The sequence below is a fragment of the Streptomyces sp. CNP082 genome (assembly GCF_059570535.1).
This window is the reverse complement of the sequence record NZ_JCANSZ010000026.1, coordinates 39,174-62,619: the sequence shown is the minus strand read 5'-3', so window position 1 is coordinate 62,619 and position 23,446 is coordinate 39,174. Positions and strand designations below refer to the sequence as shown.

Here is a 23,446-nt window from a genome sequence, read left to right as displayed (position 1 = left end):
GCGTTGCGCAGGTTTGGGTGCGGATGAGGTCATGTCGGCTCCGAGGAGGCCGGGGTGGAGTCCGGTGCCGCGGTTGGGGCAGGGACGGTTTGGTCGAAGGCGCGCGATTGCAGCAGGTAGGAATCGCGAAAGGCGCCTTTGCCGGTGCGAGGGTCCATGAGCTGCTCGAAGGTGCCGTGCTCGATGACGCGGCCGTGGTCGAGGACGACGATGGTGTCGGCGTGGCGGACGCTGTGCATGCGGTGGGTGACCAGGACGACGGTTTGCCCCTCGCCGGCCAGGGCGTGGATCTGGTCGAACACCTGCTGCTCGGCGGCCGGGTCCAGGGAACTGGTGGGCTCATCCACCACGAGTAGCTGGCCCGTGCGGAACCTCCCGCGGGCGATGCCGATTTTCTGCCACTGTCCGCCGGAGATTTGCTGCCCGCCCTTGTAGCCGCGTTGCAGGAGCGTGCCGAGCCCGTGGGGCAGCTCGTCGATGACGGCATCCGCCCCTGAGTAGCGGGCGGCCTCCATGATCGATTGGTCGTCGAAGAGGCGGCTGGGGCAGCCGATGCCGATGTTCACGCGGGCGGTGAAGGGCCATCGGTAGAAGTCCTGGTTGACGGCGGCGACGCGGTCGAAGATCTGAGCGCGGTCGGCGCAGGCGGCATCCACACTGTCCCACCAGATGCGTCCTTCGTCGGGTGCGTACAGCCCGCACAGCAGCTTGACGAGGGTCGACTTGCCCGACCCGTTGCTGCCCACCAGCGCGATCGTCTTGCCCGCGGGCAGCACTAGGTCCACCTTGGACAGCGCCGGCTTGTCCTTGCCGGGATAGGCGAAGGTCACCTGCTCGAAGCGGATCTCCTGTACGTGTTCGGGAAGGTCCTGGCCGCCTTCGGGGATGGTGCGGCGTTCGGCCTCGGTGCACAGCCGCTCGAAGTCCCCGACGAACAGGCTCTCCTGGTGGACGTCGGAGATCTGCAGGACGCACTGGCGCAGCGCCGAGGAGCCCGCGCGGATGGCCAGCACCGCGGTCCCGGCGACGGATAGCTGCATCGCCCCGGTCCACAGCAGCACGCCGAGCATGCCGTACGTCGCCGCGGTGGCGGCCCCGGTCGCAGCAGCGGCCAGCAGACCGGTACGGGCATCGAGCCGGGCCAGCCGCGACTGCTCGCGCTCACTGGTGTCCGCCATGCCCCGGAAGTGCTCCAGCAGGAAGCCGCCCATCGAGTACAGACGGATCTCGGCCGCGGCTTCCTGGCTGATCAGTTGCCGGGTCAGTAGCTGAGCGGCACGTGCGTGCTGCACGAACTGATGGAAACTGACGTACCGGCGGCGGGCCTTGGCCATCGCGCTCCACGCGCTGGGCAGCGTCATCGCGGCCAGCAGCGGCAGCAGCGCCGGGTGCAACACGGTCAGAACCCCGGCAGCGGCGATCAGCGAGATCAACGCGTTGACCACGCTCGTGGTGTACTTCACCATCCGGCGGGCCGACTCCGCGCCCCAGGACGCCGAATCCAGCAGCCGGTGGAACTCGTCGTCCTCGACCGCCTTCAGCTCCACTCGTGAGACCAGCGCCAGATAGCGCTCCGTGGCCACCCGCTGAACTTTCGGCTCCAGAACGCCTGTCGCGGACGTCGATGCCGCCGCGCACAGGGCCCCGACAACTCCCATCACCGCCGCGACGGCCAGGACGGGCAGAGCCTGGGTGATCCGATCCGTGATCGCCCCCGCGCCCAGCAGATGGGCCAGCACCGCATTGACGGCCACCAGGCTGATCGCCTGGGTGATGCCCGAGCCGATCTCGGCCGCCGCCACCGTCCGCAGTGCCCGGCGGTCCGCCCGATGCGCCAGTCGCACCGACGTGGCCACCAGGCGGGGAAGCTGGCGGGCCATCGACCACAAGGACAGGCGCAGCCCGGCCCCATGGTGGGCATTCCACCCCATGTCGTACTCAAGCTGACCGCCGAACAGCAGCTTCTCCGACTCCGACACCGCCCTTTCACTCTGATCGGCATCGGAATGCGGGGGTTTGTGCTCGTTCATGATCGCCCCCGTGCCGGGGAGGGGCCGCCCTCTGGCCGGTACACGATGGCCACCGCGCCCTCGGCCAGCGCACGGCCGTTGACCAGCTCCACCGCGCCCGCGCCGGCGGCACGCACCACCAGGCAGGACCGGATGCGGGCAGCGATTCCGTCGGGCACCAGGGCGGACAGGTCCTCCTCGCTGTCCGCCAGGCGCCATTGCGCCAGTTCGTGCTCCGGCAGCCGGATCGACGCCAGCTGATGCGCGGACAGCACGCCGCCGTCGTAGACGTGGACGACCTCTGCCGGGCGCGACGGCTGCCGGACCCAGTCGGTGGCCAGCAGCGGTCCCACGGGCACGCTGATCCCCAGCTCCTCGCGGACTTCGCGCACAGCAGCCTGCCGCGGCGTCTCGCCGGCATCGCAGTCGATCGCGCCGCCGGGCAACAACCACCGCCCGTCACGGCGATAGACGGGGCGCACCGTCAGGACCCGACCGTCGGAATCCGTGAACAGCACCGCCGACGCGGCCAGCGCCTTCGGCCGCACCGCGAGGTGATCAGCCGCCCCCAGGCCGCCGCTCTGCTCCAGGCGTGCCCGTTCAGCAGGCGTCAGTCCGACAGGCGACCCGCGGTGGGGCACGCCTTCCTCCAGGTGCGCGATGTTCCCGCCGCGCAGAGCCTTCACGCCGGCGCTCACGCGGCGCCCGACACGCCGGGGGAGCCGCTCGGCCGCTTCGCCCGGGGAGAGCCAGTGCGCCGCGCTGATCTCCCCGTCGGCGAAGTGGAGGCCGGCGATCTGCTCCTCGGTGAGCGGTCCGACATGGAAGACGTGCAGGATCACGGTGCGCCCGTAGCGGTCAGCGGGCACATGGTCGACAGCCAGGAGCCGACCCACCGGGACGTTGTCCAGGCCCAGTTCCTCCGCGATCTCGCGGGCGGTGCCCTGCCGCGGCGACTCGTGGGCCAGGACCATGCCGCCGGGCACCCCGAAGAAGATCCCGTCGCCGTGGTCGTAAGTGTGCTCCACCACCAGGACTCGGCCCAGTTGGTCGAAGACGAGGGCGGTCGCGGACATCAGGGGCGCCGGCAACAACGCGTAGTGATCACGCTGGTTGGTCTCCACCGGCTTGCCGCCTCGCAGATGCGCGGTACCCGCCCCGTCTTCGGCGTCCAGCGCGGCCTGCACCCTCCGCCGCAGCAGCTCCGGAAGGCGGACAAGAGCCTCCGCCGCAGGCACATACTGCGCCGCGCGCACCTCCTCGGCCTGGAGACGAAACTCCTCCGCGGGCACAGGGCGGTCGAGGTGGACTGCGTAGATGGAGGCGATCAGGGTGCGGCCGAAGACGTTCTTGGGGACCGTGTCGACGGCCAAGAGCCGACCCACACGGGCCGGGAACGGACCCAGCTCCTGACGGAGCTCGCGCAGCAACCCGTCGACCGGCCCTTCGTCGCCGAGCATGCCGCCCGGGAGGTCCCAGCCGGGCTTGTAGACCGGGTCGACGATCAGCAGGCGGTCGTCCTTGTCGCGGATCACGGCGTCCACAGCGGCCACGGGGGCGGGGTGCGCTGCCAGGTACCGGGCCAGGTCCGGATCGGCCGGAAGAGGGGAGGTTTCCGGGCGAGGAGCATCGAGGAAGTCAGTCATGCCCAGTCCCCCTCGCCGACGACGATGCTGATGTTGGCGCGTGGCGTACCGGCGACAAACTGCCGCAGCAACTCACGTGTGAACGGGTGGACATCCGCAGGCGGCTCCCCAGGCTCGGCCCACACCAGTGCGCTATGCCGTTCCGGCTCGCGGTTGTACGGCTCTCCGGTCCAAGACTGTGTCGTGAACAGCAGTGCGAGGCGGCGCTGCCCGCTCGGGGCGAGAGGGTGAGCGCTGCAGCTCAGCTCAAGGTCTCTGGGCTCGACGCGGACGCCGACCTCCTCGCGAACCTCACGGCATGCACCTTCGTCGGCGACTCGGGCCTCGGCCGTGACCACGGGCGAGGCAATCATCACTGTGTCCGCGGGGGAGAGCGCCGCGGGTGCGTCCTCCGCGTTGGGCAGCACATGCGCTGCGAGCCCGAGCACCAGGTGTTCACCGTCACCTACGGCTGCTGGGTGCTCACCCCCGAGTCGATCCCGCAGGCCAGCCACGAGCACCAGGAGATCGTCCTCTTCGCGGCCAACGACGTCCCGTGGTTGCCGATGCCGGACGGCTGGAAACGCTCGATCCCGGACTGGTACGCCCGCATGTGACCGCCCATCATCATCCGCCGTGGTGAACGGTCGAGCGGATGCGGCAAAGGGGCGGCGACCGGAGAGGTATCGCCGGACTGGCGCACCGCGCAGACCGAACGTGCACACGCCCGCCGCGGCTGCGCCGGGAGACTGTTCATCTACCGGACAAGCACCGGGAGACACCAAGGGGCCGTACGGCGAGAGGCGGCCTGTGGGCCCGACGGCAGCGCTACGGGTCAGGGCGGCCATCACCGCGCCCCGCGGGGTACACGGACGCGACACCACGTGGTCCTGCCGCCGTTTCTGACGCCCCAGTCCAGCGCGAGGGCCGCGACGAGGACCAGACCCCTGCCGGAGTCTTCGTCGTCGCCGGCACCTTGCAGCTCAGCCGGGACGGGGTTGGCGTCGGTGACTTCGATCAGCAGATCAGCCTCGGTGTACCGGACGTGGAGCCTGACATCCCCCTTGCCATGCAGCACGGCGTTGGACACCAGCTCGGAGACGACGAGCACAACGTCGTCAGCCACGGAAGCGGGCATCGCCCATAAACCCAGGTGGGCTGCGGTGATCTGGCGCAGGCGCCTGACGTGCGACCGGTCCGGTGCACATTCCACGTCGAAGGCGTACGAGCAAGGCACGTCCGCATTGACCGGCGTGGCGGGGGCGGCGAGGGTCATCGGGAGCCTCCCAGGTGGTTCATGCGGGTGACCGTGCGGCATCGGGCGGGGGAATGCCGTTTGGAACGCCCCAGGTTATCGGTCACCGAGCGTGTCCTGGCGGTGACCAGCGAACACCCGGCGCCTGTGGCATGGGAATGACTTCCCAATGACGTTGACCCGTCAGTAGCCTTGTTGGGGGTGCCGCTGGAGGCGGAGGCCCTGACATGCTGGGCTGCATGGTGACGTTCAACGGAGCGCCGGCATCTGTCGATGGCCTGCTCCCCTTGGCCCTTACGGACCTCGGGCACTTCACGTCCATGCGTGTCGACGAGTCCGGCGGTATCCGCGGCCTGGGACTGCATATGGAGCGATTGGTCCGGGACTGCAAGGTGGTCTGGGGCGCTGACTTGGATGCCGGGCGCGTGCGTGACTACGTCCGCCGTGCCCTGGAGGGGGAGAGCCTGCCGTGCGTCGTCCGCGTCACCGTCTACGACCCGACGGCCGACATGGGACGACCGGCCGACGCCGACGAGCCGCACATCCTGGTCTCCGTGCGCAGCGCCGGCGCGATGCCGCCGGCGCCGCTGCGTGCGATGAGTGTGGTGTACGAGCGTGATCTTCCTGAGGTCAAGCACGTCGGGCTGTTCGGTGCGCTGCACGCCCGCCGCACTGCGCAGCTCGCCGGGTACGGCGATGCGCTGTTCGTCGGCCCCGACGGACTCGTTTCCGAAGGCGGCACCTGGAACGTCGGCTTCGTCGACGAGAACGGCACGGTTGTGTGGCCGCAGGCCCCGGTGCTTCCCGGCGTCACCATGGCGCTGCTCCAGCAGCTCGCCGAGTACCGGGTCGCTACGGTCACCCTGGAGCAGGCCAAGGGCATGGCAGCCGCGTTCGCGACGAACACGAGCATCGGAGTCCGCGCCCTGGCGTCGATCGACGAAGCTGAACTGTCCACCGAGCACCCGGTATTGGACCGGCTTCAGGACGCGTACCTGTCGGTCCCCGGCGAGACTCCCTAGAGCACGATTATGGCGGCGGTGACCAGATGGACTGGCCGTGAGGCCGGCCTGCTGCGCAAGGCCATGCGCAAGACGGGCAAGAATTTTGCTGAACTGGTCGGCGTGACCCCACGCCAGATCCCTCGGTGGGAGGGCAGGGGCGAAACCCTGGAACTCAGCCTCGCCAACCAAGCAGCCCTCGACACCGTCCTCGCACAGGCCGACCCCGCCGTTCAGCGGCGCTTCGCCGCACTGCTCACCGAACGGGCTGCCGCCGAGCACGACGAGCGTGTCGAGGAACTGCTGCGCCGCGACACGCGCACCAGCCGGCATCCCGTCGACGGAAAGCCGATGACCTTCGTTGACGAGGGCATCTTCCTCTCCGGACCAGATCGCCGGTCGGTGTGGCTGGAGGCGTACCGCATCGACGTCTACCCGACGACCAACGCCGACTACGCGACGTTCGTCCGCGCCACCGGCCACCAGCCGCCTCGGCACTGGGCCGGCAGCCGCTGCCCCGACGATCTCGCAACTCACCCGGTGGTGTGGGTGACCTGGCACGACGCCACTGCGTATGCCCGCTGGGCCGGCAAGACGCTGCCCACCTCCCAGCAGTGGGAAAAAGCGGCCCGAGGCCCGCGGGGACGTCTCTACCCGTGGGGCAACGACCCCACAGCTGCGAAGTGCAACGTCGCCGAGACCGGCATAGACGCCACAACACCCGTCTCCCGCTACCAGTCGGGCGTCAGCCCGTACGGCGCCTACGATCTGTGCGGCAATGTGTGGGAATGGTGCGCTACCGAAGAACGGCCCGGCAATGGCCGGTACGAGCTGAAGGGCTCGGCTTTCAGTTCGCCGGTCGAGCGCGCCGCCCCGTTCCTGAAGAACGCGGCGGACGCGACCATGCAGGACAACGACACCGGATTCCGCTGCGTCTGCGTCAGCATTTCGTAGCAGGATGCCGGCGCGGCACCCACCGTCCTCGTCAGGGGCGGCACCGCTCGGGTATCGAACTCGCTCACTGGACCAACCGGCAGGTCCGCCGCAGCCACCTGTGGTTCTCGTGCTTGCTGCGGGAGAGCGAACCCGATGCCCCCTCTGTGACGGTGGTTCCTGCTGCAACGCGCCTCATCCCCCTTCAGACCGTGCGCTGACCGCGCGGCTGGGGGCCGGCCGGACGGGGATCCGTCGCTCTTCCCTGCCTGGGCGCATGAAGTGACGGATCTTCGGCTGGAGCCGTGTCACCAGGACGGAGTGATATCCGACGTACCGCTGTACGTGATGGATGTGACGAGCGGCCGTCGGGAGGGGCATCCTGGCGGCATGGACTTTCAGCCGGTTGAGCGCTCCTCGGAGGCGTTCCAGCAGTCACTGACCGCGGAGGAGATCGGGAAGGTCTGCCGGCGGGCCTTCGGGGGCGCCGCCACTCCGGTGTCCGCCGTCGAGCTGGGCACGGGGATGTACAACAACGTGTATCGCGTGACCTTGCCCGGGCGGGACCGGCCGGTGATCCTGCGGGTCGCACCGGAAGAGGGCCGCCAGTTCCGCAGTGAGCGCTACCTGATGCGCAACGAGTACGGCAGCGTGCCGTGGCTGACTGTGATCGCGCCGCTGATGCCGCAGGTCCTTGCGGCGGACTGGTCGCACGAGGTGATCGGCCGGGACTGGATGATCCAGACCCACCTGGAGGGTGTCCCGGCTCCGGAGCACCTGGGGACGTATCCGCGTACGGCGTGGCCGGCGTTCTTCCGGCAGATGGGCGCCATCGCCCGCTCCGTGCACGACGTGCGGGGTCCGTCCTTCGGGCCCGTCGGCCGCCCGGGATACGGGACGTGGAGCGAGGCGGTGATCGCGTCGCTGGAGGAGATCGCCGCTGACTTGGACGGCGTCGGCCTGGACGCTGCCGACGTGCGGAAGGCCGCCGCCGTGGCTGCGCACGAGCGTGCCGTGCTCGACGAGGTCACCGAGCCGGGGCTGCTGACCGGTGATCTGTGGACGGTCAATGTGATGCTCGACGCCGGGGCCGCGGAGCCCACGATCACCGGGGTCCTCGACATGGACCGCACCTGGTTCGGGGACCCGGCCGCGGACTGGACGATCCGCATGGCGCTGGCGAAACAGGACGAGCGGGTGGCGTTCTGGGAGGCGTACGGGGAGCGGGACCGCTCTCCCGCCGTGGTGTGGCGTTCATTGGTCTACGAGGCCCGCCACCTTGGTGCCGTCCGTCTGGAGCGTCACCGGCTGGGCAACGCCGCCGGGGTGGAGAACACCTACGACGCCATGGCCGCCGTTCTGGCCGACCTGAGCTGACGTTCAGCCGGATACGGCGGTGACGGCGACTCTGCGCAGGAGGTGGGCGGTGGGCAGGCGCCGGCGGGCTTCGCTTTGCAGGCCGGCGAGCGCGGTGTCCGGGCCCGGATCGCTGAGCCGGAGCGCGACGCGGTAGATGTTCTGGTAGGTGTCGATCCACGCTGGCCGGGCGTGGCAGTGCACGGCGGTGAACCCGGCGGCGTGCAGCACCGCGGGCCAGTCGCTGTGGCGGTGCCGTTCTGGGAGTCGTGGGTCGCCGGGGCTGAGCGGGTGCCAGCCGGTGAGGACGAGACGTCCGCCTGGGCGGAGAATCCGGCGGGCCTCCTGGGCTGCTGCGGCGCGGTCGCCGGCGTACTGGAGAGCGTCGATGGAGATGGCCGCTGATACGCTCGCGCGGGGAAGCCCGGTAGCGGTCAGGTCGTTCACCACGAAGTGTGCATTGCTTTTCATCGCGTAGGTGGCGGCCCGTTGCCGGGCGTGGTCCACCGCGACCGGCGAGAAGTCGACGCCGACCAGGTCGGCGTGTGCCGCGCGGGCTAGCCACAGACCGGGGCCGCCGCGCCCGCAGCCGAGATCGGCTAGCATTTCGCCCTTCTTCAGTGCCAGTTCGGCGGCGATGTGGTGCAGCAGGTCGGCGCAGAGGAAGGAGAACGGTTCGGCCTCCGGGGGCAGCGCCGGATCGACGATCTGGGCTACCCGGCTGAAGCCTCCGGAGCGGGCTTCGCCGTGGAATAGCGCGTCGAACTCACCCGGCGCGATCGTCGCAGGGTCTTCTCGCCTGATGTGCAGGGTGCTCGGCTCACGGTGCACGGCTTGCCTCCCTTTCCGGGTCCGGCCCGGGGATAGCGGGTGGTCCGGCGTGGTTCGGCGCGCCGTCGGAGTCGACCACGACGGTGATCCGGGCGAGGATCTGTTCGGCCTGGCGCTCGACGGCGGCGGGATCAGGGCCGGTGACGATGAAGTGGCCGAGGCGCCCGCGGTTGGTCTGTGCTGGTCCGACGGTCTGGCCGACGGCCGTGCGTAGGTGGACGGCGGGCACTCCGGGGCCTTCCGTGGGCAGGCCGGTGACCGCGGCCAGGTGGCCGGTTTGCGGGCTGGTCAGGAAGCGTACGCTCGCGTACGCGCGGAGGGCCGGGGTGAGGTGCGCGGGGCGGCCGAGGGCGGTGTCCAGGAGTACCGTCCACGGGTCGATTCCCAGTGCATGCCGCAGGAGGACACCGATGTGCCCGGCACCGAGGCGGGCCCCGATCTCGATGACTAAGCAACGCCCGTCCCCGTCGACGATGACCTCGGTGTGCGAGGCGCCGTTGCGGATGCCCACCGCGCCGATCGCCCGTTCCACCTCCTGGTAGACGGCCTGCTCGGCGCCGGGGGGTAGGGCGGCGGGCAGGCTGTGACCGACTTCGACTGGGTGGGCGCCCGGGGTGACGGTTTTCCTGGTGGCGCACAGGTGTGTGGTCGTCCCGTGCTGGGTGATCGATTCGACGCTGTACTCAATGCCCTCGACGTAGTCCTGGACAAGGACACGCGGGTTGGGCGGCAGGCCGTACATGCCACGTGGGGAGCGGGCCGCCGCCCGCCAGGCACCGGCCGCACGGGCGGGGTCGGTGACGACGGTGACGCCGGCGGAGCCCGTGCCGTCGGCGGGCTTGATGACGCACGGGAGGCGGATCTCCCCGGCGGCGCGGAGCAGGCGCAGTTCGTCCTCACTGTCGAGGACGTGGGTGCGGGGCGCAGCGACGCCGTAGAGGGCGAATGCCTCGCTCATGGCGGCCTTGTCGCGGGCGGTGATCGCACGGTCCGGGTCGTTGCCCGACAGATCTAGCTCGGCGCATACCTGTGCGAGCAGTGGTGTGAGGTACTCGTTGGCGGTGAGCACCGCGTCGGCGCCGATCCTGCGGGCGTAGCCGACGATGTCCTTCAAGATGTGGTCGGGGCGCGAGAGGTCGGCCAGCAGGCAGCCGGACAGGAGTCGTCGGAGGTCGGCGCCGTAGGCGGAGTGGGTGGCGGGATCGGTGGCGGCATGGACCTGGTAGCCGGCGGCGGAGGAGGCCCGGGCGATCTCTCCGGACTCGGGGCCGGCCGCCTCCAGCAGCAGGACGCGGGGCGCTCTCACCTCAGGTAATCCTCGCGGTTGCCCTCGCGGACCGTGTCGAGGGTGAAGCAGTGGAAGCCGCCGCCGAACAGCCGCCGGTGGCGGTGGCGTACCGGCACGGTGGTGAAGCCTGCCGCGTCGAGGGTCTTGGCCAGGCCGGTGCAGTCCTCGTTGACCAGCACGGTGTTCTCGTCGACGGACAGGACGTTGAGATCGATGTAGGGGCTGGTGAGGACCAGGTCCTCGTAGTCGTCGTAGACCGGGAACGTGCCCGCGTCCGGCTCCGGCGGCACGATGTAGCTCCACGAGCGCAAGGGTTCGGGCATCAGGTCACGGATGCCGTCGTGCCGGGCCAGGAACACCCCCGGCTTCAGGGCGAGGACCATGCTGTCGATGTGGTTGTCCGCCATCCGCCACACCTGGTGGATGCGGTACCGGTCGCCCAGGTGCCGCTGAAGCCATTCGGCACCCCGTGCGTGGTTGGCCTGTGCGACGTTGACGACCAGGTCGCAGCCGAGCCGCAGCACCTGCGCGCCGTCCAGCATCATCTCCACGCCGACGTCGTACGGGCTCGGCTGCGGGTCGTCGATGGCCTCGGTCGGCCCGCCCAGGGTGGTTGAGGTGTCCCGCGCGTACGACAGGTCGAAGCTGTTGTCGGTGAGGGTGGGGCGGGGCATCGTCGTCCACTGCGCGCCGGCCTCCCAGTAGTCGGTGAAGACGGGGGCGAGCAGGCGGGTCTCCAGGTAGCGGGAGCGGATCGCGGGCGGCGTCTCGATGATCTCGTCGCCGAGGATCAGCGTGTTGTCGCGGATGTTGAGCGCCGGGGTCGGGGCGGCCTCCCAGCCAAGGCCCGCGATGGGCGCCGCGTCCGGATGCAGGGGCAGCGGCCGGTGCACGACGGCTCCGAGCCTGGCGAGCACGGCGGCCAGGGCCTCCACGTCCTCGTGCAGTTCCTCGGCGTACCGCTCCTTGATGGCCCAGCTCTCCCGGTGGCCGGCCGCCGCCCGGGTCAGGCGCGGGTAGGCCCAGTCCGACCGGAAACCGCTCAGGTTCTCGTGGTGGAACAACTCGAACGAGACATCGCGCTCGTGGGACAGGTAGTTGGCGGCGGACCCGACGACGACCTCCTTGAGCGGGGTGAAGTCGTCGTGACTGTTCAGGCGGGGCATGGGGGTGTTCCCCTTCTCTGGGGTCTGCGGGGCGTGTCAGGAGGCACGGGGTGCGGCGGTCACGTGCCGGTCGGCGAGCGCGCGGCCACGGCGGACTCGCAGGGTCAGTCCGCCGCCGTTGCTGTCGGGCTGGAGGGTGCGCTGCTCGCTCCAGCCGGAGAACCGGAACTCCCCGGCGTTGTCGACCGGGACGAGCGCGAAGGTGCGCCCGGCGACCGTCAGAGCGAGGACGTCGCCGCTGCGGTCGATGCGGGCGGGGATGAGGGAGCCGTCCAGCGGGGCGGGTGAGTCGAAGTCCGCGAACCCGGACGGCACCAGCGCCTCGTACGGCAGCTCGCCGGGCCAGGCGGGAACCTTGGCCGGGCCGGTGCGGTTGAACAGGACCTCGCCGTGGGTGAGAAGTTCCTGCCAGGTGTCCGGGAACCAGGCCGCGAGGTCGGCGGTGAGCAGGGAGTCGATCACGACGTGGACCCGGGTCACCGTCTGGCTGGTGTTGCGCACCAGGTGCTCGCGGGAGAAGTCGCCGTACCAGCAGGTGCCTGGCTGCCAGCGGTGTTCGACGCCGTCCAGGACGAGCACGGCGCCCGGGTCGGTCACGACGGGGATGTGCAGGCGCACGATGCCCCGGTCCAGCCGGTACTTGGGGTCGCGGTGCGGGTCCGAGACGGCGCCGGGCCCCAGCGCCATCAGCCGCACCGCGTTCAGCGGGGCCGGGACCGAGTCCAGGATCTCCCCGAGGTAGGGCAGTCGGTCGAGCCAGCGCGTCGGCGCGAATGGCTGAGGCCCGGGGCCGCCCGGGTCGGTGCGTTCCGGATCGCCGCCGAGGCTGCGCAGCGGCAGGACCCGCCAGTCGATCGCGGCGGGCTGGCCGACCTGCCCGCCGTGGGTGTGGGTGCGCTGCACGTTCCAGGTGTGGTCGGTGACGGCCGCGAGTTCGGCCGCGAGCTTGTCCGCGTCGACGACAGGGGAGAGCTGGGCGGCCTCGGTGGCCGCGGTGAGGGAGGTGGTCATGGAAAGGCTCCGGTCAGGAGGAGAAGGACACGGCGCCGGTGGCGACGTGCTGGCTGGCGTCGTAGGCGCTGGCGGGCACTTACGCGAACCGTGCGTCGAGCCGGTCGAACACGGCCGCGTGGCCTTCGGCGGGGTCGTAGGCGAGGCAGAACACGAACTGGACCGGTTCCCCCGGGGCGAGGGGGATGGCGGGCATCGACACGATCACCCCGGTCCGGGTGGCCGGGTCGTACGCCAGGTCCAGCTCGTCGAGCGCGGACAGGAAAGCAGCCCACGAGGGCACCGCCCAGGTGGGCGGGACGTGGTACTCGACCACCCGCCGCGGCGGTTCGGCCGTGACGTCGACGATGCCGTGGGCGATCGACTGGTAGATGTGCAGGCTGCCGGATACCTGGGCGTTGACTTCCGTGAACACTACGTTCCCGTTGGGCAGGACCAGTGCGTCCGCGCTCAGGTGCCCCCGGTAGCCCATCGCCCGGTACGCGTCGGCCAGCCGGGTGCCGCCGTCCAGCAGCGCCGCTCGCACCGGTTCGGTGACGCCGTCCAGCGGCACGACCTGGTGGCTCAGGCGCCGTCCGACGTACAGCAGGCGGCCCGTCTCGGTGGCCCGGGTGCCCTCGTCTGCAGCGTAGTGCTCGGAGTACACCGCGTCGGCGCCGGGCGCGAACTCCTCGACGACGACCGGCCACCGGCCGTTCCCGCTCGCCCACGGCCACCGCTCTGCCCAGTACGCGGCGACGCCGTCCCGGCCCGGGGCCAGGTGGTGCAGGTGCCGGGCCCCGACGTGGTCAACGGCCATCTCCGGCTCACGGACGAGCAGCTGGTTGCCGACCCCGGCCCCGTTGTGGGCCTGCTTGACCACAACGGCCCCCGACGCGGAGTACTTGAGCAGCGCGCTGGTCGCTTCGGTCGCTTCGACGAGGCTGCGGCAGATCCGGCCGGGCAGGATCGGCACCCCGGCCGCCGCCGCCAGGGCCCGGAAGTTCGCTTTGTTGTTCCCGATCTCCCCGCCGCCCTGCCCGAAGAAGGCCGCGCCCGGGAAACGATCGGCCACGCTCAGGGCATCGGCGAGCCGGGCAACGGCGGCCGACGGCCACAGCGCGAACACCTCGCTCGCCCCGCCGGCCCCGGCCGGACCGAGCGCGGCCCGCACCTGCTCCACAAACGCGGGCACGGTCAGGGAGGCGGGATCGAGCAGCCGATCACCCCACGCTCCGCCCGGAGCCGCCAGCACGGTCAGCTCCTCGTGCTTCACACCGGTGTGGGCCAGGGCATGGTCGACGAACGCCGCGTCCGGCTCGCAGCACAGGATGAGCAGGTCACCGGGGCGGGCGAACCAGAACAGACGCTGCGTCCAGGCCCGCATGTCGTGGCGCTCGCGGATGGACGGATCGATGTGGTTGCCGATGAGGATGCGCACAGCGGGCTCCTGCAGACGGGGGCGGGGAGGGATCAGACGAGGAGGGCGGGCAGCGTGTCGAAGGCGCGCATGGTCGCCGCCCGGCGCCGTACGCCTTCGCCGGCGGTGGCCAGCCGGGCCGGGTGGCCGTTCAGTGCCGTAACCAGGGCGCGCAGACCCGCCTGGGCGACGGTCGTCCCGACGCAGGAGTGCGGCCCCCATCCGTAGCCGAGGTGGCGGTTCGGGGTGCGGTCCAGTACCAGGTCGTCCGCCCGTGTGAAGGCGGCCGGGTCGCGGTTGGCCGCCGCGAACAGCGGGACGACCTTCTGCCCCGGGGCGATCTCGACGTGACCGATCCGGCAGGAGCGCACCGCCATGCGCGTGGTGCCCTGAACCGGACCGTCGAAGCGCACCAGTTCGTCCACCCCTGTGGCCAGCAGCGCCCGGTCCCGCATCTGGTCAAGGACTCCCGGGTGAGCGAGGAGGGTGTGGACGGCGTTGCCGACGGAGGCCGCCATCGTGCTGTAGCCGCCCTGGAACATCACCCGCGCCGTGTTCTTCACGTACAGCCGGGCCAGCGCGTCCGAGCCGGACGCCGTGGCCTGCCGTACCCGGGCCAGCAGGCCGGGGCGGGCCGAGGCCGCGAACCAGGAGTCAACCAGGTCGCTTAGCTGCTGGCGGGCGACGCGACCCGGTTCGACGAGCGTCGGGTTGAGGCCGCCATCCATGCTCCGCATGATCGCGTCCGACACCGCGGCGAACTGCCCGTACGGCGGGGGCTCGACACCCAGCAGGTCCGCGACGACCGCCACGGACAGCGGCACCGCGATCTCGGACACCACATCGAACGGGCCCCCGCCGGCCAGATGGTCGAGCTGCTCGGCCACCAGGAGGCGGGCACGGTCCTCGACCCCGGCCAGGTCCTGGGAGCGCAGCGCGGTCATGAAAAGGGAGCGCACACGGCTCTGCTGCGGCGGGTCGAGCGTCTGCACGCTCAAGGACGGCTCCCGCACCGTGCCCCCGGTGCGCCGCGGGTCGCGGGCGAAGGTCTCGTGATCGCGCAGCACCCGCACGCTGTCCGCGTACCGGGTCAGCGCCCAGGAGGCCATCCCCGCGTGCCAGAATACCGGTGCGTGCTCGCGCAGTTCGGCCAGCACCGGGTAGGGATCGCGCAGAATCTCCGCGTCCAAGGGGTCGTAGCGGTCGGCCGCAGACGGCATCGCGAGTCCTTCCGGAGAGGGGAGGGCGGGCCCGCCCCATCGGGCGGGCCCGCCCCGAACTTCTCGGGCTCAGTGGTCGTACGACATGGCAGCCCCTCCCTGTGCGTCGGTGACGGCGTGCGTACGGCGTTGGTGACGACTCCCGGTCGGCCCTCGCCCAACGGACGGGGAGACATAGCCCGGCGGGCGGGACAAGGCCATAGCGAACGGTCGTCGCCACGCTCCGCCCGATCACGCGGGGTGCCGGGCAGAACACGACGAGTACAGCGGGCGTCGGCCCCGGTGCCCAGAGGAAATCCCTATCCCCGCCCTATCCCCGCTCTCCCCGAACAGCTCTCCCGGGCGCCGAGCGGGTGGTGCAATGGGCGGGTGGACGACCAGATCCGCCACCCCCTCGCGCACGCCAGGAAGGAGCGCGGGTGGTCGCAGGAGGAGCTGGCCCGCCGTATTCGGCAGGCCGCGGCACGTCGTGGTTTGCGCTCGGGCACCAGAGGGTCACGGGTCTCCAAGTGGGAGACCGGGCGTGCCGACCCCGACGAAGACGAGTCCCAGCCGCTCATTGCCGAGGTCCTCGGCATCGACTACGCAGCCGTTGCCCATCTCGGCTGGCCCTACTGGCTTCCGGGCCAGGACAGACCGCTGCCCCTCGGCCCGCTCAACGCCGGCCCCTCACTCCGAGAGGCCCTGATGTCCTCCCTGGACCGCCGGTCGTTCATCGCGTACACCAGCGGCTCGCTGGCCGTTCTCGCCCACCAGTGGGCTGTCACCGAACCCGGCCGGTTCACACGGATCGCCGCGCCCGGCGAAGTCGACGCCGAGATGCTCGACTGGCTGGAGGCCACCGGGACGGAGCTGATCCGCCTCGCCACCGAACGCAGGCGCCGCACCCGCCATCTGCTCGACGCGCACCTCAACACCGTCACCGAGTTCATCAGCGAGTCCCGCTACACCCCTGCCGCCGGACAGCGGCTGCACACCCTGGCGGCTTCTCTCTCGCGGGCCATCGCCTGGCAGCACTTCGACGAACGCCGCCATGCTTCCGCCGGGCGCTTCTGGCATGCCGCCCTCCACAACGCCCACACCGCCCACCAGCGCGACCTCGGCGCGGGCATCCTCTCCGACCTCGCATACCAACTGCTGTGGCTCAAGAATGCCCGCGCCGCGGCCGACATCCTCGAACACGCCATCCCCCGCACCCAGCACCCCACCGCGCGGTCCCTCCTCCACCTGCGCCAGGCCCGCGCACTCGCCGCCCTCGACGAGGGCGGCCTGTGCCGCCGGGCCCTCACCGCCGCCGAGAAGGCGCTCGACACCCCGTCGCACGATCCGGCCCCCGCTTGGTGCTCGTGGATGTCAACCGCAGACCTCGCAGCAGACGGCGGCCGTTGTCTCGCGGATCTCGGCCAGCGGCGCCAGGCCCACCAGCTGATGGACGAGGGCATCGCCCTGCTGACCGCCACCCGCTCCAAGACCACATCCGTGTTCCTGACCTACCAGGCCGAGACATACCTCCGCGACGGCGAACCGGAGATCGCCGCGGCAACCGCTTCCCGTTCCCTCGACCTAGCCAGCCGGATCGACGCGCCCAGGTGCGTGACGATGGTGCGCGACCTCGAACCGGAGCTGTCGCGATACGCACACACAGCCGGCGTCAGCGAACTCCTCGAACGACTCCGAGCCATCGTCTGAAGCCTGGCCACCGGCCACCCCTGCTTGCGAAGGCCGAACCGGCGGGCCGCCACCGCGCCCGCCGCACACTGACGATCCTCACCGAAGGAAGCACGGGTCAGAAGTTCGCGCACGGTTACTGTCGCCGAAGCCGTCGGCCACGCTTATCAGCACGGGATACGGCGCCGACGTGACGCACTGGGAGGGCTACGAGTTGCTCGCCGGTATCCGCGAACTGCGCATGACGGCATATGCCGCCCAGCACGCCGCCACCCGACCTGCATGGCGCCGAGAGGCCCAGTACCGGGTCGACTGTCTCCGCGGCCGTGGGACTCCGCGCCCGTGGAACTGGAGGGGATCGCCTGACGTGAGCAGCAGGGTGGAGGTGTCGGATTGCGGTGCTGCTGTCACGGGGTGCCGGCCGTGGCGGGGGAGGGGGATTGGATGTTGTCGAGGAGCTGCCCGAAGGTGATCCTTTCGTCACCAGGGGTGTAGTCGAGTGCAGTGAGCAGGGCGTGCCAGCGCTCCGGCTGCGTTCCGCACTGGGCGATCAGGTGGGGCAGGGCGAGGCTGGCTTCACGCCAGTCGATGACATCGGCGGCGGGCAGTTGGCGCAGATGGTTCAGGGTGTGGTGGCGGGAGTTGAGGACGGCGTGGTGCACCTCTCCATCTGACCAGACGCCGTCGGATTCCGGGGCGTCGAGCCAGGACTGTAGTACGGCGCTTGGGTCGGGGCGGCGGTCGAGTTCGTCGTCGGTGAGCAGGCGCAGGACGGCGTCGTTGTCGTCGTCCGGGGCGAGGGCGGCAGCGGCTGTTTGCATCCAGTCGGGGGCGTGGTCTTGGCGGGCGATCCAAGAGAGTTCGAGTGGGTGCAGCGCTGGGAGGGCCTCCGTGATCGCTGTGCGGGGGGTGTTGGGGTTGTTGGCGAGCGCGGTGAGCGTGGCGGCCCGTCGGTGCTGTTGGTCGCTCTCCAGGAGGCGGACCGGACTGTCCCAGTCTGTACCGGCGGAGATGCGGGCTATGCGTGGGCTGGGCGGGCTGGATACCACTGCGGGCTGTTTGAGTGTGGTGAGCAGGGCGCACGCCTTGGCCAGGTGTGTGGGGTTCGCAGTGAGCAGAGCGAGGTCTGTGATCACGGTGGTGAGCTGATGGCGGTAGCTCTTCTTGGGGTTGCGGGGCGGAGTGAGAAGTCTGCCGCGGCGCATGCATTCGTCGGCGGCGGTGTTCAGTTGCTCGGGCGCGATGTCGAGGAGGCGGGGGTTGGAACGGGCCCGTTGGGCGATGCGGTGGAGGCGGTGGCGGGCGGTGACGCTCGGCTTGGTCAAGTCGGCCATCTCCGGCAGGCACAGGGCGGGCAGGCAGGCCCGCAGGAGGTCGCTGGTGAGTGCTGGAGCCGGCTCTTTCTGTTCGGCTGACACCTCGTGCGTGCCGCTGGCGAGGTAGGAGCCGCCGGAGGCGAGCATGCTGCGGCGGCGTTGCTCGGCTTCGGCTTGGTCCAGCAGGAGGTGTTGGACGGCGGCGCCGAGGGTGGGGTGTTCGACCAGTGCGGGCCACCGTTCGGGACAGGTCGCCAGGATTCGCCAGGGGGCGCCCTCGCCGAACTCGAGGGGCAAACCCATGTCGAGATGCACGGTCACGTCCCATCCTCGATGCCGGCCGGGGTTTTGAAGAAGGCGGGCGAATGGCGTGAGGGCATGCTCCAGCACCGCATCGAGGAGGGCTGGCGGAACGGGCGGGAACGGCTCGGCCTCCGGGTGATAGCGGTGGGGGTTCCATTCGTTGACGACACGCTCCAGGTCTGTGTCGTGCATGCCGGGGAGCAGGCCGATCGCATCGTCGACTTGGCCGGGGTGCCGGGCCAGGCCGATGACCAGACCGGGTGTCGGGCCGTGGGTGTGCAGGATCGCGGGAAGGTCAGCCGCCGTGATCACACCCTGGGCGGCGAGATCGGCGAGCTGCTGGTCCTCTGCCTGCTCCAGAAGCCTGTGGCGCAGAGCAGGGGCGACCGTACGCTGCAGCAGGGCCGGCAGGGCGCCCCGGAAAGCCTTCGTGCGCCGCTGTTCGCCACGCTCGTCGACGCTGTAGAAGGCGCGGGCGGCCGGCGTGCACAGCGCCTCGATCACCGCAGGCAGCGCCTCATCCGGGAGCCCTTCGGCCTCAGCGAGCTGCTGCCACAGCGGGTACGTGCGGGCATTGACCATGCGGCTCCCTCCCCAGGGGATATTGACCTGGCGTGACCAGTCCGTCACCGATTCCCGGGTGTGACCGTACGCGCGGCATGTGCCCGCCGGGATCGGATTGGGCAAATTCCCCAGCGGCCCACGGCTATTGGTAGCGCCAGTGGCGGTGAACCTGCTGTACGTCGGCTTCGAGTACGTCGCGCAGGACGTCGTCGTCTGCGGGGGCGTCCAGGCCCAGCGCGCCGGCGACCTCGCGGTAGGCCGCTGTCATGTCCCGATCTCCTGCGGCGACCAGGGACGACAGGAGGGCCTGGTCGGCAGGTGTGGCCTGGTCGACGAGGGCCAGGACCTGGACACGTTCGTCGTGGCTCATGTGGGGCAGTGCGGAGCCGAGCTGCTGCTCCAGCCGGGCCCATCTAGTGGTGGTCTGCTCGCGCGCGGCCTTCTTGAGCGCCCCGCGGACGGCAGCAGCGGCGGATTCCAAGACGTGCGGGGCAAGTTCACGGCGCTCCTGGCGCTCCCGCGTCTGCTTCTTCTTTCGGGACATTCTCCTGATCCAGAACCCGGCCTCCTGCAGCTCACTATCGGATAGCCAGTCATCAGCAGTTTTCACCGCTTCGGCCAGCTCTTCCGTCAGCTTCCGTTGCTCATCAGGGGAGAGATGAAAACGCTGGTCGAGGCGTTGAAGAATGCTCCTGGCCTGGCGCACGGCCGCGTTGCGTGCTCGCCGCTCCGTCCGGGCGATGTCCGGTTCCCTCTTCCGCTCTTTCGGCGCTTCCTGTGTCCGGAGGACCCTTCGTGGCTTGAGGGCTCTCTGCGGTTTGGGTCGCTTGCGCTTGGAGGGCGACGGACGGAGGAGGGGGTGGAGCACGGTTCGGCCCGATCGGGGGTCGGGGAGGTGGTCCTGCTCGCGGAGGAAGGCGCGGGCCGCGGCCAGGTCGCGCTGCTCGGAGGCGCTGGCGCCGCGTCGGGTCAGTCTCGTGGCGGTCTGCAGTTGGGAGCGCACGTCGAACGCTCTCTTCTCGTTGACCGCCTTGGCGAGGTCGGCGAAGACGCGCCGCTGGTAGTCCTCGTGGCCGGCCAGCCATGACCGGGCTTCTTGAAGTGCCAGCTCTGCTTCGGTGCGGGCTGCGGCATCCAGGCTTTCAAGGAAGGGGCCGCTGCTGTCGCACAAGCGCCGGACGTGCTCAACGGTCCCGGTGCGCTGGGCAGCCTCCAGCCCGCGGATGAACCGAGTCACGCTCTTGGGTAAGGCTCCCAAGCGGCGTGCCGCCGAGGCCGGCGCAGGACCAACAGCGGGGGGATGCTGCCGCAAGATCTCGGCGGCGGCCGGAGTGATGAAGCCGTCGTCCGTCCACGCGCAATCTGCGACAGGGACCCACTCGGTCGGGTGGGCCAGACTCTGGGTGCCGATCCACACCCGACGATTGGCGCCGTCGCTCTCGCACCGCACCCGGTACACGTACGGGCAGCGGGAGAACACGCCCGGGTCCGGAACCACTCCGGGGCCCAGAACGGGGATGCGGCTGCCAGCCCAGTCGGGCAGAACCGCCCCGTCCAAGTGGACGCGCAAGGCGGTGCCTTCCTCAAGGTCCACGTCCAGCAGGGACCCGACCGGCGGCGGGAAAGCGAACCGGCCGGCCCGACCGTGTTCCAGCAGCGACTGCGTCATCGCCGACTTCACGTACAGATGGTCGGCACTGGACTCGCCGACCTTCGGCCGACGGCAGGCATGCGGTGCACCATTGGCCTGCGGATAGTGCTGGAAGTGGCACTGCCGGTCGACGTACAGCTTGTGAGCGAGCTGGGCGCCGCACCCGCCCAGCAGAATCCCACACCAGAACGTGTCGTGCCCATGCGCGCGACGGAACACGTCCAACTCGATCGCCTCGGTCGGCAGCACAACGGGCACATCCGAGTGCTCGTCACCGACCACAGCCGTCTGCACCAGCCTCGTATCCCGCACCATGCCGCCCAATAGCCGCGCGCCGACGATAGACCCGCAGGCAGCACGTTCGGCAGGAGCTGAACGTCCCCTTCCCCTGCCAGCACTCATCTCCTGCATTGCCGTACGCCACAACAACCCACAGTCCTGCCTAATCCGTATTTTCTGCCCGCCCGGCAGCCACGACAACCAGGCGCAGAAACGCGACCGGATCGAGGCATCCGGGGACCTCCCCCGAGCGGTGGCCGCCCTGACCCCGGCCCTGGTGGGGTCGGGAGAGGGTGGCCACCTGTGGTGATGAAGGTCTGTTCGCTCGACTTCAAGGCCGACGCCGTCACCCTCGCCCGCGCTTGGGCCGCCTCCTGACCCGCGCCGGGCTCGGCCTTCCCACCCCAACCGACAGGGAGAACGACACCATCGGACTGTCCCTCGGGAGCGACCCGCTGGACGTACGAAGTGGACCGCAGCCGCGTCCTGACGGCCTCCGCCTGCTCCGTGGCAGCCGCAGCCTTACTCCTCAGCCGCATCCAGGACACCACCGCCCGTACCGCGGCAGGCTGTCGAAACCTGCCAGCAGACGCTCTCCGCCGCCAGCCGTGGTGGGGGGACCTGGGAGTTGGGGCGGCTGCAGGGGAGCTTTATGCCCGGCCCGGTCCGAGCGTGCTCAGCTTTGCTCGGACCGGGCCTGGGCGGCTCGGGTGGCGGGCTCAGGCGGTGAAGCGGCCGTTGCTTACGCCCTCGATGAGGGCGGCGAATCGGTCGGGCTCGATCAGCAGGACGGGGCCGTCGGGGTTCTTCGAGTCGCGTATGGCGATCGCGTGGTGGGCGGTGTGGGTCAGGTCGGCGACCTCTACGCAGTTGTTGCCTGAGCCGCTGCTGTAGGAGGACTTGAACCAGGCGGCCACACAGTCCAGGTCGGGGGCCGTGAGGGTGCGGGTGTGTGTGGTCATTCTGTGATCTCTCGCGATAGTTGGTGCAGGAACTTCGGGGTGTCCTCAGGCGGCAGGGACGACGCCACCAGGGCGTTGAACTTCCGTGAGAACTTGGCGACTTCGCGTGGGGTGTCGGAGACCGACGAGGCGCCCCACGCGTTGTCCACCTGGACCGTGGTCGGCAGCGTGTCGCCGAGGTGAAGGATGCTGAAGTCGTTCACCACGACGTACCCGCGCACGGTGTGCGGGAGGACCTGGACGGTCACGTTGTCGAGCGTGGCCAGGGTAGTGATCTCGTCGTACATCTCACGCATCACGTCGGGGCCGCCGACGAGGTAGCGCAGGGCCGGCTCGTACAGGATCGCCCACAGCTTGCCGGGTTCCTCGTCGCGGATGAGGTACTCCTTGCGCTTCATCCGCAGGGTGACGCCCTGGTCGATGAACTCGTTGGTGGTGTCCTCGACCTGCTTGGCGATCTCGTACAGGGCCCGTGCGTAGCGCTCGGTCTGCAGCAGCCCGAGGACCACGACGGGGTGGAACGCCTGGATCTCGACGGCGGCGGACTCGATGCCGATGAAGCGCGGCATGCCCGAGGGCATCGAGCCCTTGAACTGGGTCCACCACTCGCGGCTGGAGGCCGCGCGCTGGATCGCCAGCAGCCGCTCGATGTCCTCTTCCTCGGTCACACCGTAGCGGGCGAGGAGCTTGCGCAGGTCGCCTGCGTTGCGCAGGTCCTGGAGTCCGGTCTCGACGCGGTAGAGCTTGGTGTCGGACAGCGGCAGCCCGTGGACAGCTTCTTCCAGGGTGAGTCCGGCCTGCTTGCGCAACTCCCTCAGCTCGTAGCCCAGTTCGATGCGCCGCGCTGTTGGTCTGGCTCGTGCTGGCACCTGCTCGCCTCCCCGGCGTATGTGTCCGCTGCCGCTGCGATGTGCGGAGTGTGGCACGACACCCGCGCGCTGAAACAGCGATGCGCTTGCCCTGGCATGTGCCAATTTCCTCGCAGCAACGTTTTCGGTGCGGTTTCACTTGCGGCCCCACTACGCCTGCGGCCACGGTGAATGAGCGCCCGGTTTCAGGACGTTGGATACCGGCGGGCGCGATGAAGCTGCCTGCCCCTCCCCGTCAGGGCAGGCCACCCCCACCTCAACAACGGCAGCTCACTCTCTGGGAGGCGGCATGTCCCTGCACTCCAGCTCCACCTCCAGCGAGCCGGAGGAATGTTCGGACCGGTCGGCAAGGCAGCCGGCGTCCGTAGAGGCCGCTGCGTTCCGTGCGGCACACGACGCCCCGGCCACCTGGAGCGCTGAGGACTTCGAGGTCTACCTGGAACTGGAGCGCTCCGGAGGGGGAGCGGGAGGCGACGCGGCGATTGGGCAGGTGAGGGCCCCGTTCGAGATCGGTGACCGCGTATGCGGGACCTCTTATGTGCCGCCAGAGCGGCTGGGGAGGGAGAAGTCCGAGGAGTTCGAGGGTACCGTAGTCCAGCTCGGCAGCGGCTACGCCGGGGTGGACGCGGACCGCGCTTTCCTGTGGGCGCGGCTGGATGACGGCACCGAGCGCCAGGCCCTCATCCGCGAGACCGAGTTGCTTCGGCCGGCCGACGCTGCGGCGGTGGAGAGGTGAGCGC

At 70.2% G+C, this 23,446-nt stretch carries 19 protein-coding genes; 6 read left to right on the top strand and 13 right to left on the bottom strand.

The window, feature by feature from the left end:
• Window positions 1–29 precede the first annotated feature (29 nt).
• Both B124_RS20940 and B124_RS20935 read right to left on the bottom strand, forming a co-directional pair.
• Window positions 30–2,030: an ABC transporter ATP-binding protein gene (locus B124_RS20940; protein WP_496504425.1), complete on the bottom strand. Its 2,001-nt coding sequence runs from the start codon at window positions 2,028–2,030 to the stop codon at window positions 30–32.
• A complete protein-coding gene (locus B124_RS20935) occupies window positions 2,027–3,562 on the bottom strand; it encodes an NUDIX hydrolase (RefSeq protein ID WP_496504424.1) in 1,536 nt (511 codons plus the stop codon). Before B124_RS20935 ends, B124_RS20940 begins: the two co-directional genes overlap by 4 nt.
• Before the next feature lie 320 nt (window positions 3,563–3,882).
• Between B124_RS20935 and B124_RS20930 the strand changes: the two genes are divergently transcribed.
• Complete coding sequence (locus B124_RS20930) at window positions 3,883–4,251, top strand: NUDIX hydrolase (RefSeq protein WP_496504423.1); 369 nt, start codon at window positions 3,883–3,885, stop codon at window positions 4,249–4,251.
• Between the two features lie 230 nt (window positions 4,252–4,481).
• On the opposite strand, the gene B124_RS20925 is transcribed toward B124_RS20930, so the two are convergent.
• Complete coding sequence (locus B124_RS20925) at window positions 4,482–4,910, bottom strand: ATP-binding protein (protein ID WP_496504422.1); 429 nt, start codon at window positions 4,908–4,910, stop codon at window positions 4,482–4,484.
• 218 nt (window positions 4,911–5,128) lie between these two features.
• On the opposite strand from B124_RS20925, the gene B124_RS20920 reads away from it, so the two are divergent.
• From B124_RS20920 to B124_RS20910, 3 genes are all read left to right on the top strand, one after another.
• Complete coding sequence (locus tag B124_RS20920) at window positions 5,129–5,911, top strand: aminotransferase class IV family protein (RefSeq protein ID WP_496504421.1); 783 nt, start codon at window positions 5,129–5,131, stop codon at window positions 5,909–5,911.
• A 9-nt stretch (window positions 5,912–5,920) separates the two neighbouring features.
• Window positions 5,921–6,844: a formylglycine-generating enzyme family protein gene (locus B124_RS20915; RefSeq protein WP_496504420.1), complete on the top strand. Its 924-nt coding sequence runs from the start codon at window positions 5,921–5,923 to the stop codon at window positions 6,842–6,844.
• 369 nt (window positions 6,845–7,213) lie between these two features.
• Complete coding sequence (locus B124_RS20910) at window positions 7,214–8,200, top strand: phosphotransferase family protein (protein ID WP_496504419.1); 987 nt, start codon at window positions 7,214–7,216, stop codon at window positions 8,198–8,200.
• A gap of 3 nt (window positions 8,201–8,203) precedes the next feature.
• Here B124_RS20910 and B124_RS20905 read toward each other — a convergent pair whose 3' ends face one another.
• From B124_RS20905 to B124_RS20880, 6 genes are all read right to left on the bottom strand, one after another.
• Window positions 8,204–9,010: a class I SAM-dependent methyltransferase gene (locus tag B124_RS20905; RefSeq protein ID WP_496504418.1), complete on the bottom strand. Its 807-nt coding sequence runs from the start codon at window positions 9,008–9,010 to the stop codon at window positions 8,204–8,206.
• Window positions 9,000–10,316 carry an ATP-grasp domain-containing protein gene (locus tag B124_RS20900; RefSeq protein WP_496504417.1) on the bottom strand — a complete coding sequence of 439 codons (1,317 nt, stop codon included), beginning with the start codon at window positions 10,314–10,316 and terminating at the stop codon, window positions 9,000–9,002. Before B124_RS20900 ends, B124_RS20905 begins: the two co-directional genes overlap by 11 nt.
• Window positions 10,313–11,464, bottom strand: a complete 1,152-nt coding sequence (locus tag B124_RS20895) for a glycine amidinotransferase (RefSeq protein WP_496504416.1) — start codon at window positions 11,462–11,464, stop codon at window positions 10,313–10,315. Before B124_RS20895 ends, B124_RS20900 begins: the two co-directional genes overlap by 4 nt.
• Before the next feature lie 36 nt (window positions 11,465–11,500).
• Window positions 11,501–12,475, bottom strand: coding sequence for an aspartyl/asparaginyl beta-hydroxylase domain-containing protein (locus tag B124_RS20890; RefSeq protein WP_496504415.1), 975 nt, complete (start codon window positions 12,473–12,475; stop codon window positions 11,501–11,503).
• A 79-nt stretch (window positions 12,476–12,554) separates the two neighbouring features.
• On the bottom strand, window positions 12,555–13,895 hold the full coding sequence (locus B124_RS20885) for a preATP grasp domain-containing protein (protein WP_496504414.1): 1,341 nt from the start codon (window positions 13,893–13,895) through the stop codon (window positions 12,555–12,557).
• A 32-nt stretch (window positions 13,896–13,927) separates the two neighbouring features.
• A complete protein-coding gene (locus tag B124_RS20880) occupies window positions 13,928–15,094 on the bottom strand; it encodes a cytochrome P450 (RefSeq protein ID WP_496504413.1) in 1,167 nt (388 codons plus the stop codon).
• A 369-nt stretch (window positions 15,095–15,463) separates the two neighbouring features.
• Here B124_RS20880 and B124_RS20875 point away from each other — a divergent pair, with 369 nt between their 5' ends.
• A complete protein-coding gene (locus B124_RS20875; protein WP_496504412.1) occupies window positions 15,464–16,783 on the top strand; it encodes a helix-turn-helix transcriptional regulator in 1,320 nt (439 codons plus the stop codon).
• A gap of 386 nt (window positions 16,784–17,169) precedes the next feature.
• On the opposite strand, the gene B124_RS20870 is transcribed toward B124_RS20875, so the two are convergent.
• The 4 genes from B124_RS20870 to B124_RS20855 all read right to left on the bottom strand — a co-directional run bounded on the left by B124_RS20870 (window position 17,170) and on the right by B124_RS20855 (window position 22,706).
• Entirely contained in the window at window positions 17,170–18,963 is a 1,794-nt protein-coding gene (locus tag B124_RS20870; RefSeq protein WP_496504411.1) for a hypothetical protein, read from the bottom strand.
• A 124-nt stretch (window positions 18,964–19,087) separates the two neighbouring features.
• Window positions 19,088–20,920: a hypothetical protein gene (locus tag B124_RS20865; protein ID WP_496504410.1), complete on the bottom strand. Its 1,833-nt coding sequence runs from the start codon at window positions 20,918–20,920 to the stop codon at window positions 19,088–19,090.
• A gap of 674 nt (window positions 20,921–21,594) precedes the next feature.
• Window positions 21,595–21,837: a DUF397 domain-containing protein gene (locus tag B124_RS20860; RefSeq protein ID WP_496504409.1), complete on the bottom strand. Its 243-nt coding sequence runs from the start codon at window positions 21,835–21,837 to the stop codon at window positions 21,595–21,597.
• Entirely contained in the window at window positions 21,834–22,706 is an 873-nt protein-coding gene (locus B124_RS20855) for a helix-turn-helix domain-containing protein (RefSeq protein WP_496504408.1), read from the bottom strand. The genes B124_RS20860 and B124_RS20855 overlap by 4 nt, the downstream gene beginning before the upstream one ends.
• Window positions 22,707–22,995: 289 nt before the next feature.
• On the opposite strand from B124_RS20855, the gene B124_RS20850 reads away from it, so the two are divergent.
• The gene (locus B124_RS20850) at window positions 22,996–23,442 is read left to right on the top strand and encodes a hypothetical protein (protein ID WP_496504407.1); all 447 of its coding nucleotides are present in this window, start codon (window positions 22,996–22,998) and stop codon (window positions 23,440–23,442) included.
• Window positions 23,443–23,446 lie beyond the last annotated feature (4 nt).